General features: G+C 70.4%; 10 protein-coding genes. 7 read left to right on the top strand and 3 right to left on the bottom strand.

Features of this window, described 5'->3' with window-relative positions; all coding sequences use genetic code 11:
• The first annotated feature begins 336 nt into the window (after positions 1-336).
• Genes L978_RS03460 through L978_RS03450 form a run of 3 tightly spaced genes read left to right on the top strand, consistent with a single transcriptional unit; the run spans position 337 to position 3,778 of the window.
• The gene (locus tag L978_RS03460; RefSeq protein ID WP_047520301.1) at positions 337-1,485 is read left to right on the top strand and encodes an ROK family transcriptional regulator; all 1,149 of its coding nucleotides are present in this window, start codon (positions 337-339) and stop codon (positions 1,483-1,485) included.
• A 41-nt stretch (positions 1,486-1,526) separates the two neighbouring features.
• The gene (locus tag L978_RS03455) at positions 1,527-2,456 is read left to right on the top strand and encodes a polysaccharide deacetylase family protein (RefSeq protein ID WP_047520299.1); all 930 of its coding nucleotides are present in this window, start codon (positions 1,527-1,529) and stop codon (positions 2,454-2,456) included.
• Positions 2,453-3,778 (top strand): MFS transporter, encoded by a 1,326-nt coding sequence (locus L978_RS03450; RefSeq protein WP_047520297.1) that lies wholly within the window; start codon positions 2,453-2,455, stop codon positions 3,776-3,778. Before L978_RS03455 ends, L978_RS03450 begins: the two co-directional genes overlap by 4 nt.
• Positions 3,779-3,781: 3 nt before the next feature.
• Here the strand turns inward: L978_RS03450 and galE are convergent, their stop codons facing one another.
• The 3 genes from galE to galT are packed head-to-tail and all read right to left on the bottom strand — an operon-like array spanning position 3,782 to position 7,204.
• Entirely contained in the window at positions 3,782-4,762 is a 981-nt protein-coding gene (gene galE / locus L978_RS03445; protein ID WP_047520295.1) for a UDP-glucose 4-epimerase GalE, read from the bottom strand.
• 49 nt (positions 4,763-4,811) lie between these two features.
• Positions 4,812-6,005 (bottom strand): galactokinase, encoded by a 1,194-nt coding sequence (gene galK / locus L978_RS03440; protein ID WP_047520293.1) that lies wholly within the window; start codon positions 6,003-6,005, stop codon positions 4,812-4,814.
• Positions 6,002-7,204 (bottom strand): galactose-1-phosphate uridylyltransferase, encoded by a 1,203-nt coding sequence (gene galT / locus L978_RS03435; protein WP_052193297.1) that lies wholly within the window; start codon positions 7,202-7,204, stop codon positions 6,002-6,004. The genes galK and galT overlap by 4 nt, the downstream gene beginning before the upstream one ends.
• A 142-nt stretch (positions 7,205-7,346) precedes the next feature.
• Between galT and L978_RS03430 the strand changes: the two genes are divergently transcribed.
• The 4 genes from L978_RS03430 (at position 7,347) to L978_RS03415 (ending at position 11,986) form a co-directional block, all read left to right on the top strand.
• A complete protein-coding gene (locus tag L978_RS03430) occupies positions 7,347-8,303 on the top strand; it encodes a LacI family DNA-binding transcriptional regulator (RefSeq protein WP_047520375.1) in 957 nt (318 codons plus the stop codon).
• Positions 8,304-8,757: 454 nt separating this feature from the next.
• Positions 8,758-9,921 carry a Gfo/Idh/MocA family protein gene (locus L978_RS03425; RefSeq protein ID WP_047520289.1) on the top strand — a complete coding sequence of 388 codons (1,164 nt, stop codon included), beginning with the start codon at positions 8,758-8,760 and terminating at the stop codon, positions 9,919-9,921.
• An 8-nt stretch (positions 9,922-9,929) separates the two neighbouring features.
• Complete coding sequence (locus L978_RS03420) at positions 9,930-11,111, top strand: dihydrodipicolinate synthase family protein (protein ID WP_047520288.1); 1,182 nt, start codon at positions 9,930-9,932, stop codon at positions 11,109-11,111.
• Entirely contained in the window at positions 11,108-11,986 is an 879-nt protein-coding gene (locus tag L978_RS03415) for a sugar phosphate isomerase/epimerase family protein (protein WP_047520286.1), read from the top strand. The genes L978_RS03420 and L978_RS03415 overlap by 4 nt, the downstream gene beginning before the upstream one ends.
• Positions 11,987-12,034 lie beyond the last annotated feature (48 nt).

The raw sequence follows: 12,034 nt of genomic DNA, 5'->3' as shown, positions 1-12,034 counted from the left end.
GTGCGGGCGGGCTGCTGCTCGGCGTTCGCGGAACGGCGCAGGTCGCGCCGCAGAAGCGGTCGAGGCGTACCGGCGGTTTCTGTGGGGGCTTCCGAGGCGTCGTGAGCGCTCTCGGGCGGCAGGGAATTCGTGACGGGATCCTTCCGGAGGGGAGGTGTGCGTGGCGGGCGATCCCCCCGGATGCCGCCGTTACCGATCTGTAATCTAAGCGGCGAACCCCGAGAGCGTCAAATCGAGGGCGGAAAGGAGCGGCGAACTGTCGACGAGTGCGACGCGATGTGGCATGCTTGCGGACACCGCGTCGAGGACGCGCGAGCGAGGGAGACGCCGGAACGCATGTCCAGACCACTCGCGGGACCGCAGGGCCTGCTCCGCACGCTCAACGGCCGCGCGATCCTGGAGGCCCTGGCGCGCAGCGGTCCGCAGACCCGCGCGGAGCTGATGTCGACGACCGGTCTCTCCCGCACCGCCGTCACCCAGGTGCTGCGGATGCTCGAAGGGGCAGGAGCCGTCGCCGCGGCCGGCGTGGATCGAGAGACCCGCGGACCCGCAGCCGGACGGGTCGCCCTGCATCCGCGACTCGGCTTCGCCGCCGCCGTGCACATCGACCACCACGCAGCGCATGTCGTCCTGGTCGACGCGAGCGGGGCCGTGCGCGCCGAGCAGCACGCTGCGCTCACGTCCACCGAAGACCGCGTCGCGCACATCGTCGACCTCGTCGACCGCTGCCGTCGTGCGGTCAAGGCGACGAAGGACGCCGTCCACCTCGCTGTCGTCGGCGTCCCCGGCATCGTCACCCCGGATGGCGGCATCCGGGATGACCTCGGCCCTGACGGCGGCGCCTTCCGCACCGCGCTCGCCACGGCCCTCGACTGCCCGGTCCGGATCGAGAACGACGTCAACCTCGCAGCCCTCGCCGAGCTCACCGCCGGCGCGGGTGGGGACCTCGCCAGCTTCGCGCTGCTCCTGCTCGACGACGGACTGGGAGCGGGCATCGTGGTCGACGGAGCGTTGCACCGCGGATTCTCCGGTGTGGCGGGCGAGGTCATGTACCTGCCGCAGCCCCCGCTCCCGATCGGTGCACCCATCCTGAGCGACGCCGTCGTCCGCGATCTCGCTCTCAACGAGGGGTGCGACCCCGACGCCTCCCTGGCGGACCGCCTCGAGGCCGCTGCGCGCGGGGACGCCGCCTCGGCCCGGGTCGTGGAGGAGATCGGACGACGCATCGTGCTCGTGGCCGGCAGCGTGGGTCTGGTGCTCGACCCCGAAGCCTTCATCCTGAGCGGCCGGGCAGCACACCCCGCGCTCGTGGCGGCGATCGAGCGGATCGCCGAAGAATACGTAGCGCAGCTCCCGCTGCGGTTCCTCGTCTCCTCGTTCGGACCCGAGGCGCCGCTCGTCGGTGCCGTCGGCGAGGCGGCGTCCGCGCTCCGCGGCACCCTGTTCACCCGCATCCTCACGCCGGCCGCGAAGCCCGGACGCTGAGGATCGCCGCCCCCCACCGCCCCTTTCCGACAGGATCACCGATGACCCTTCCCTCCGACCTCGCCGACCGTCTCGGCCTCGCCCCCGGCGCACGAGCGATCATCCTCAACGCGGATGACTTCGGCATGTGCCATGCGGCGAACACCGCCATCGTCGACCTCCTGGACGCCGGCCGGATCGACTCGGCGACCGTGATGGTGCCATGCTCGTGGTCCCCGGAGGCGCTCGCCTTCGCCGCCTCCCGCCCTGACCTCGACATCGGTGTGCATCTCGTGCTCACGAGCGAATGGTCTCGCTACCGGTGGCGGCCGCTCACCGGCACGGCCACGAGCCTCGTCGACGCGGCGGGCTTCTTCCCCGTGGATGTCGCGTCCGTCGAGCAGACCGCATCGGACGAGGATGTGGCCGCCGAACTCGCCGCCCAGCTCCAGGCCGCGCTCGACGCCGGCGTCGACGTGACGCATCTCGACAACCACATGGGTTCCGTCTACGGGCTCGAGACCGGTCGCGACTTCCTTCGTCCGGTGTTCGAGCTCGCCGCGCGTCACGGCCTTCCGTTCCGGCTGCCGCGCAGCATGGACGGCGTGGGCGAGGACGCGGCCCTGCAGGCGACCCTCGATGCCGCTGCTGCTGCCGCCGATGCGTCCGGCGTCGTGATCATCGACCGGCTCTGGTCGCATCCCTTCCCGCTGCTCGGGGAGGGCACGCCGGAGGAGGAGACCTACGAGCAGGTGCGTGACGGCTTCATCGCCCTGTTGCGCGCGGTTCCCGCAGGCGTGACCGAGATCTATCTGCATCCGATGGTCGACGACGAGGAGCTGCGGTCAGCGGTCGATTTCAGTGCGACGAAGCGCGGCTATGAGTTGCGATTGCTCCGCGACCCCGCGGTGCTGCAGGCGATCGAGGATGAGGCGCTCGTGCGCGTCGGCTGGCGTGCCCTGCGTGACGTGCAGCGGGCAGGTGTCCGATGACCTCGGTGGGCGAGCGCCTGCGCGACCGCCGTCTCGACGCGGCTCCGACCCGACGGCAGGCGATCGCGTTCGGAGCCTCCGGCTTCCCGACGCAGCTCATGGCGCAGACCTTCTCCGCGTTCGTCGTCTACTTCTACGTCTCGCACCTCGCGGTGCCGGCAGGGTGGGTGGCCGTGGCGATGATCGCCCACGGCATCCTGAACGCGGTGTTGAACCCCGTCGTGGGGGCGATCTCCGACCGGCTGCGCACCCCCTGGGGCCGTCGCATCCCGTGGATCGGGCTGGGCGTCGTGCCGCTCGTCGTCGCGTTCACGCTGGTGTGGATGCCGCCCGAACTTCCCGTCGCCGGTCTCATCGTCTGGTTCCTCGTCGTCGTGGCCGTGTACGACATCGCCTTCGTCGTCGTGGTGCTGAACATCTCGGCACTGTTCCCCGAGATCTTCCGCACCACGGAGGAGCGCGCCCGCGGCAACGTCCCCCGGCAGATCTTCGCGATCCTCGGCATGGTCCTCGGCACGGCCGGCGCCCCCGCCCTGTACGGCGCTCTCGGATGGCCGGGTATGGCGCTCGTGCTCGGCGCGGTCTGCCTGGTGCTGCTCGCGTGGTCGTTCTTCGGCGGGATGATCGAGCGCCGGGTGCCCGAGGCGGCGTCGGAAGCCATGCGGTGGAAGGATCAGCTGACCTACACCTTTCGCAACCGGGCGTTCGTCCCCTACGTGCTGGGCTCGCTGTTCGTCCAGACCTCGATCGCGGTCATCCTGGCCGCGGTCCCCTTCTACGTGCGGTACTCGCTGCACGCCGAGGAAGGGGAGGGGAGCCTGCTCCTCGGGGCGATCTTCGCCACGGCGATCCCCTCGATCGTGCTGTGGAGCGCGGTCGTCCGTCGCACGTCACCGCGCACCGCCGTGCTGTGGAGCGTCGCGGTGTTCGGCGTCGCCGTGCTCGGCTACCTCGCGCCGTCGACCGTGCTCGGGGCGTCGCTGGTCGGAGTCGCCGTGGGGGTCGGCGTCGGCGGACTGCTGCAGCTGCTCGAGGTGATGCTCGCGCAGATCATCGATGACGACACCGTGCGCACCGGGCACCGACGGGAGGGCGCCTACTTCGGAGTGAACGGTTTCGTGGTGCGCGGTTCGGTCGTGCTGCAGGCGGTCGTGGCCGCGGTGGTGCTGACGGTTTCGGGGTTCGACGCCACGCTCGGCGATGCCCAGCCCGAAAGCGTCGACGGGGGTATCCGTCTGATGCTCGCGGTCATCCCGCTCGGGTTCACCGCCCTCGCGTGGCTGTGCTTCTGGCTCTATCCGATCCGCACCCGCGACCTCTGAGCCCTAGAGGGACGCCGCCTTCCGCGCCTCCCATCCCGTGCGCACCATCTCGTCGACGGTGTATCGCATGGTCCAGTCGAGGTCGCGCGCGGCGAGCTCCCCGGTGGCCACGATGCGGTCGGGGTCGCCAGGACGGCGGGGTCCGATCTCGGGGGTGAAGTCGATGCCGGTGACTCGGGCCACGGCGTCCATGATCTGCGTGACGCTGAGTCCCTCGCCGGATCCGAGGTTGTATGCGGTCTCGATCGGTCGTCCGTCTGCGAGGCGCTGGGCGGCGGCGACGTGCGCTGCCGCGATGTCGCCGACGTGCACGTAGTCGCGCACGTTGGTGCCGTCCTCGGTGTCGTAGTCGTCGCCGAAGATCTTCGGCGTCCTGCCCTCGAGCAGTGCTTCGAACACGATCGGGAAGAGGTTGTGCGGGCTCACGTCGTAGACCGTGGGGTCGGCCGAGCCCACGACGTTGAAGTACCGCAGCGAGGTGTGGCGCAGCGGGTGTGCGGAGTCGGCCGTCGCGATCGCCTGGTCGCGCAGCAGCCATTCCCCGATGAGCTTCGACTCTCCGTACGGACTGGCCGGCTTCTTCGCTGTGTCCTCGACGACCAGCGCGACATCAGGAGTGCCGAACACGGCGGCCGAGGAGGAGAACACGATGTTCGAGACGCCCGCGGCCTCCATGGCCTCGAGGATGATCCGGGTGCCCTCGACGTTCTGGGCATAGGTGTGCAGGGGGCGCTGCACCGAAACGCCCGCGTACTTGTACCCGGCGACGTGGATCACGCCTTCCGCGTCGTGGTCGCGCAGCGCTTTCTCGACGAGTGCGCGGTCGAGGATGCTGCCCCGCACGAACGGGACGCCCTCGGGGACGAACGGTGCGACCCCGCTGGACAGGTCGTCGAGGACGACGGGGGTCATCCCCGCGCTCGCGAGGGCGCGGACGACGTGGGCACCGATGTAGCCGGCACCGCCGGTGACGATCCAGGACACTGCATTCCTCTCCTGCCGCGGAATCTTCGCGGCCCGATGGATCATTCTGTCAGGCGTCGCGGTGAGGTCCCGCAGAAGGGGTGACGGTGAACAGGTGCGGTGCCGCGAACCGGGCTGCGACGAAGGCCGCGTTCACCGCTGCGGATACGGTCTCGACGGCATCCTTTTCGATCAACGCGATCGCCGCGCCGCCGAAGCCGCCGCCGGTCATCCGCGCCCCCAATGCCCCCGCCGAGAGTGCGGTGTCGACCGCGGTGTCGAGCTCGGGGGTCGAGATCTCGAAGTCGTCACGCATCGACGCGTGCGAGGCGATGAGCAGGTCGCCGATGGCCCGCGCGCCGTCCGTGCGGAGCGTGTGCACCGTGTCGACCACGCGCTGGTTCTCCGTCACGACGTGCCGCACTCGGCGGAAGGTCTCCTCGTCCAGCCGTTCGCGGGCGCGGGGCAGGTCGGCGATCGACACGTCGCGCAGTGCGGGCACCCCGAGGGCTGCGGCTCCGCGCTCGCAGGAGGCGCGACGATCGCGGTAGCCACCGGTGGAGTGGGCGTGCTTCACGCGGGTGTCGATCACGAGGATGGCGAGGCCTGCCTCGGCGATGCCGAGCGGCACGAGTTCGGTCTCGAGTGAACGGCAGTCGAGGAAGAGAGCGGTGTCAGGCGCTCCCAGCATGGACGCCATCTGGTCCATGATCCCGGTGGGTGCGCCGACGGCTTCGTTCTCCGCCCGTCGTCCGATCCGGGCGAGGGCTCTGCCGTCGAGGCCCGTGCCCCACAGCTCGTCGAGCGCGGAGGCCGTCGCTCCCTCGATCGCGGCGGAAGAGGAGAGTCCGGCTCCCACCGGCACATCGGAGGCGATCGCGATGTCGACACCACGGAACGGGCCGTCGCCGGTCGCGGCCTGGCGCAGCGCCCACGCGACGCCGAGCGGGTAGGCCGCCCATTCGGGAACGGCCGGAGACGTGCCCGGTGCGGTCGGGAAGAGCCGGTCGAGTTCGTCGAGGCCGACCTCGACCGGATCGGAGGCGAAACGGGAGCTGACCCGCACGCGGCCGCGGTCGTCGTCGCGGCGGCCGACCGCGGCGAAGGTGCGTTGGGGGATGGCGAACGGCAGGACGAAGCCGTCGTTGTAGTCGGTGTGCTCGCCGATGAGGTTCACGCGGCCGGGTGCGGACCAGACGCCGTCCGGTCGCCGTCCCGTGAGCTCGGTGTAGAGCGCTCGCGCGTCGTCGTGGGCCGTGGTCATGCGGATGCTCCTTCTCCGGTGGTGGTCGGCGACGCGCGCTCGATGGCCTCGCGCAGGCGAGCGGCCCCCGCTTCCGGCGGGACTTCGGCGGCCCAGGCCCACATCGCGGCCTCGGAGCCGGCCAGGAATTTCAGCTTGTCGGCGGCGCGGCGCGGACTCGTGAGCTGCAGGTGCAGGCGCACGGTGTCGCGTCCGACGTGCACCGGTGCCTGATGCCAGGCGGCGATGTACGGGGTGGGGGAGTCGTAGAGGGCGTCGACGCCGCGCAGCAGGCGCAGGTAGAGCGGAGCGAGCTCGTCGCGCTCGGACGCGGTCGTCTCGGCGAGGTCGGGAACGTGGCGGTGCGGCATCAGATGCACCTCGAGTGGCCAGCGGGCGGCGAACGGCACGAAGGCGGTCCAGTGCTCGCCGCGGAGGACCACGCGCTCCGACGCCTGCTCGGATTCGAGGATGTGCTGGAACAGGTCGGGGGCCGTCCGGTCGATCGACTCCAGGACGCGGGTCGTGCGGGGAGTCACGTACGGGTAGGCGTAGATCTGGCCGTGCGGATGCGGCAGGGTCACGCCGATCGCCTCGCCGCGGTTCTCGAAGGGGAAGATCTGCTCGATGCCGGGCAGTGTCGACAGGGCAGCGGTGCGGTCCGCCCAGGCCTCGATCACGGTGCGGGCGCGGGTCTCGGACTGCGTGCCGAAAGAGCCGGAGTGCTCGGGGCTGAAGCACACGACCTCGCAGCGTCCGACGGCGGCACGGGTGCGGCCGAGGCCCAGCGCGGAGAGGTCGTCCCGTCCGCGTGGTGCATTGGGCGCCTGGGGGGCACCGCCCACGGCTTCGCTGAGCGCGGGGCCGAACGCGGGGGAGCGGTTCTCGAACACCGCGACGTCGTATCGCGAAGGGACCTCGGACGGGTTGCCGGGCGTTTGCGGTGCCAGGGGGTCGGCGTCGGCGCCGGGCATCATCACGCGGTTCTGCCGATTCGCGGCCACCGTGATCCAGTCGCCGGTGAGCACGTCGAGGCGCATGGTTGCGGTGTCGGGCCGTGGGTCGAGCACGCGGGCGTCGACCGCCCGCTCGGCGCCCAGAGTCGTGCCGGGTTCGTCGTAGTAGAAGAGGTCGCGGCCGTCGGCGAGGGTGGTGGTGCGTTTGACGACGCCGGCGCCGAGGGCCTCGGTGCGCAACTCAGGAAGATCGTGCGTGTTCACGTAAACATGGTACGCACAGGGCCGTGATAACGTCAACATGACGGAGTTGTGAACCGGTGGACGGAGAGACAGGGTGAGCGAGCGCAGCGAAGTCGAGGGCCTCAGGGTCGATCGGCGACGCTCCTCCACGGGGCGCGTGTCGATGGCCATGGTCGCCGTCCGCGCCGGGGTCTCGGGACAGACCGTCTCGCGCGTCGTCAACGGCAGCCCGCGGGTCGACCCCGACACCCGAGCTCGGGTCGAGCGTGCGATGGCGGAACTCGGCTATCGACCCCACCGCGCCGCTCGGGCGTTGCGCACCGGCCGTTCGCAGACCATCGGACTCGTCGTCACCACCCTCGCCACGGTCGGCAACTCACGGATGCTGCAGGCCACCGCCGAGGCCGCGGCCGAACGCGGGTACGCCCTCACGCTCGTGACCGCTGCCGCCGATGTCGCCGAGGCCTTCGATCGACTCGCCGAGCAGGAGGTCGACGGTGCGATCGTGCTGAACGAGGCCTCGGCGCTCGTCCCCGGTGCACAGCCGCCCGCCGGACTGCGCCTGGTCGTGGTGGACGCCCCGACCGAAGCCGGGTTCGCGTCGGTGCACAGCGATCATGCCGGTGGTGCCTCCGCTGCCACGGCCCGACTCCTCGCTCTCGGCCACGACACGGTGCACCACCTCGCGGGACCAGCCGACTCCTTCGCCGCAATCGAGCGTGAGCGCGGATGGCGCGAGACCCTCGTGACCGCCGGAGTCCGCCCGCCCCCGGTGGTTCGCGGCGACTGGAGTGCGGACTCGGGGTATGCAGCGGGCGGGGAGTTGCGGGCGGCGTCCGCCGTCTTCTGTGCCAACGATCAGATGGCGCTCGGTCTGTTGCGCGCGCTCGCCGAAGCGGGGCGACGCGTGCCGGACGACGTCGGGGTCATCGGGTTCGACGATGTGCCGGAGGCGGCGAACTACCGTCCTCCGCTGACCACGATCCGCCAGGACTTCGCGGCTCTCGCACACCGGGCCGTGTCGTCGCTCGTCGCGGCGATCGAGGGTGCTGCGGGAGATGCGGTGTCGGTCGTCGTCCCGACGGAGCTCGTCGAGCGCGCCAGCACATCCTCGCGCTGACGCGTCCCTGCTCCTTCCTCCCACCCCCGCCTCCCGACGCCCCTTCCGCTCCTCCCGACACCTCCTCCTGTGTCGAGACCCCCTCCTGTCGTCGACGCCCCCTCCTGACGTCGTGCGCGCGAGGGGGTCTCGGCGCGCACGGGGGGCGTCGACGGAAGTGGTGAGGCAGGGCCGGGAGTCCGGACCGGATCGGACCGGACCGGGGCCCCGGACCGGATCGGGGCGCCGGACTCCCGGACCGGATCGAGGCGCCGGACTCCCGGACCGGATCGAGGCGCCGGACTCCCGGACCGGATCGAGGCGCGGGGCTGCCGAACCGGAGCGGGGCGCGGGGCCGCCGGGTCGGATTGCGTGGTTGCACTCGGGCGGAAGCTCATGACATGATCTCGGAAAGCGCTTTCCGGTCCTGTGGATCGGAACTACGACCAGCCTCCCGAGACAGAAACGGAACACCATGGCACAGGCGAACACCCGCGAGATCGGGATCATCATGAACGGCGTCTCGGGGCGCATGGGCTATCGGCAGCACCTCGTGCGCTCGATCCTCGCGATCCGCGATCAGGGCGGTATCGAGTTGTCCGACGGCTCCCGCATCACCGTGAAGCCGATCCTCGTCGGCCGCAACGAGTCCAAGCTCGCCGAGCTCGCCGCGAAGCACGGCATCGAGGACTGGACGACCGACCTCGACGCCGCGCTCGCTGACCCCCGGTGGGAGATCTACGCGGACTTCCTCGTGACCAAGGCGCGCGCCTCCGCGATCCGCAAGGCCATCGCCGCAGGCAAGGCGATCTACACCGAGAAGCCCACCGCCGAGTCGCTCGAGGAAGCACTCGAACTCGCGCGCCTCGCGAAGGAGGCCGGCGTGAAGACCGGGGTCGTGCATGACAAGCTCTACCTGCCGGGCCTGCAGAAGCTCAAGCGTCTGATCGACTCGGGCTTCTTCGGTCGCATCCTCTCGGTGCGCGGCGAGTTCGGGTACTGGGTCTTCGAGGGCGACTGGCAGCCCGCGCAGCGCCCGAGCTGGAACTACCGCACGGAAGACGGTGGCGGCATCATCACCGACATGTTCCCGCACTGGAACTACGTGCTGGAGAATCTCTTCGGCGAGGTCAAGAGCGTCTACGCGCAGGCGGCCGTGCACATCGCCGACCGCTGGGACGAGCACGGCGAGCACTACACGGCGACGGCCGAGGACGCGGCCTACGGCATCTTCGAGATCGAGGGCGGCGTGATCGCCGAGATCAACTCCTCCTGGACCGTGCGCGTGAACCGGGACGAGCTCGTCGAGTTCCAGGTCGACGGCACCCACGGATCCGCGGTGGTCGGGCTGTTCGGCGCGAAGATCCAGCCCCGCAACGCCACCCCCAAGCCGGTGTGGAACCCTGATCTCGAAGACACCCGCGACTACGACGCGGACTGGCAACAGGTGCCGACCAACGATGTCTTCCTCAACGGCTTCCGCCAGCAGTGGGAGGAGTATCTGGTGTCGTACGTCGAGGGCACCGACTACCCGTTCGACCTGCTCGCGGGCGCCCGTGGAGTGCAGTTCGCCGAGGCCGGTCTGACCTCCAGCGCCGAGGGCCGCAAGATCGCCCTCGAGTCGTTGACCCTGGATTGAGGCGCACGATGGCCACGCTCCGACTCCTGCACCCGACAGGCGCGACCACCGACGTCGCTCTCAACGATGTCGGCGCCTGCACACGTCCGACCGCGCCGCTGCGAAGCCGTGTCGCGTACGCCGCCGCACACGTCGTGCCCAAGGTGCACGCCGACAACACCCCCGGGCAACCCGCCGACATCGACTGGGACGCCACGCTCGCGTTCCGCCGCAACGTGTTCTCCTGGGGGCTCGGAGTCGCCGATGCGATGGACACCGCGCAGCGCAACATGGGCTTGGACGCCGCGGCCACGCGGGAACTGATCGCTCGCAGCGCTGAAGTCGCCCGCGAGGAAGGCGGCTCGGTGGTGGTCGGCGTCAACACCGACCACATCGCCGAGTCGGCGATCTCCCTCGACCAGGTGATCACGGCCTACACCGAACAGCTGCACTTCGCCGAGGAGCACGGTGCCGGTCCTGTGCTGATGGCGTCCCGGCACCTCGCCCGCGCGGCGACGGATGCCGCGGACTACCGTCGTGTGTACCGCGAGGTGCTGTCCCGGGCGACGACCTCCGTCGTGCTGCATTGGCTCGGAACCGCCTTCGACCCTGAGCTCGCCGGCTACTTCGGGGCAGACGGCTGGCAGGAGGCATCCGAGGTGCTGCTGCAGATCATCGCCGAGAACCCGGGGAAGATCGCGGGAGTGAAGATGAGTCTGTTGAACGCCGAGTCCGAGATCTCGGTGCGCGCACGGCTTCCCGAAGGCGTGCGGATGTTCACGGGCGACGACTTCAACTACGTCCGTCTGATCGGGGGCACAGCGGAAAGGATGACGCCGGGCGACGACATGCACTCCGACGCGCTCCTCGGCGCGTTCGCGGCGATCACCCCGGTGGCTTCGGCGGCGATCCAGGCTCTGGACGCCGGTGACCAGGAGGAGTATCTGCGCATCCTGGGCCCGACCGAAGCGCTCAGCCGGCAGATCTTCGCCGCCCCCACGTTCTATTACAAGACGGGCGTGGCCTTCCTCGCCTGGCTGAACGGGCATCAGCCCGCGTTCCAGATGGTCGGTGGCCTGCATTCCGCGCGCAGCCTGCCGCATCTGAGTCGCATCGTCGAGCTTGCGAACACCTCGCTCGCGCTGGAGCAGCCCGACCTCGCGCAGGAACGGTGGCACCGCATGCTGCGCGTGAACGGAGTGGACGCATGAGCCCTTCTTCGCAGATCCCCGACCCGCGCCTGTCGATCAACCAGGCGACGATCAAGCATGCCGATCTCGCCACCGCACTGCGGGTCACGGCCGACGCGGGGGTGCGATCGATCGGCCTCTGGCGGGAGCCCGTGCACGCGGTCGGCCTCGACGTCGCTGCGCGGATGCTGTCCGACTCGGGTCTGCGCTTCTCGACCCACTGCCGGGGCGGCTTCTTCACCCTGCCGGCCGGTGCGGACCGGGAAACGGCGTTGGATGACAACCGCAGGGCGATCGAGGAGACCGCAACGCTGGCCGCGGCCGGTGCGGAAGGCTCGACCGCCGTGCTCGTGCTCGTCGCGGGCGGATTGCCTGCGGGATCACGCGACCTGAACGGAGCGCGGGAGCGGGTGCGCGATGCGATCGGTGTCCTCGCTCCCGAGGCGGAGGCGGCGGGGGTGACGCTCGCGATCGAGCCGCTGCATCCGATGTACGCGTCGGATCGCGCCGTCATCTCGACGCTCGGGCACGCACTCGACATCGCCGCTGACTTCGCGCCCGAGGTGGTCGGGGCCGCCGTCGACACGTTCCACATCTGGTGGGATCCGCAGGTGCTCGAACAGATCGCGCGGGCGGGCAGGGAGAACCGGATCGCGACCTATCAGGTGTGCGACTGGAAGACGCCCCTCGCCGCCGACGTGCTGCTCTCCCGGCACTACACAGGAGACGGGGTGATCGACTTCGGCTCACTCACCCGCGCGGTCGTCGCGACCGGGTACGACCGCGACATCGAGGTCGAGATCTTCAACGCCGAGATCTGGGCGGATGCCCCGGAGAGCGTCGTGCGCCGCACGGCGGAGACATTTGCGGCTGCCGTCTCTCCGCACCTCGCATGAGGTCCGATCCGGAGGTTCGGCGTACCACCTGTCGGGAGCGCGCACGGA

Origin of the sequence: Microbacterium sp. ZOR0019, assembly GCF_000800925.1 — a bacterium.
Classification (GTDB): domain Bacteria; phylum Actinomycetota; class Actinomycetes; order Actinomycetales; family Microbacteriaceae; genus Microbacterium; species Microbacterium aurugineum.
This window is presented reverse-complemented; position numbering and strand designations above follow the sequence as displayed.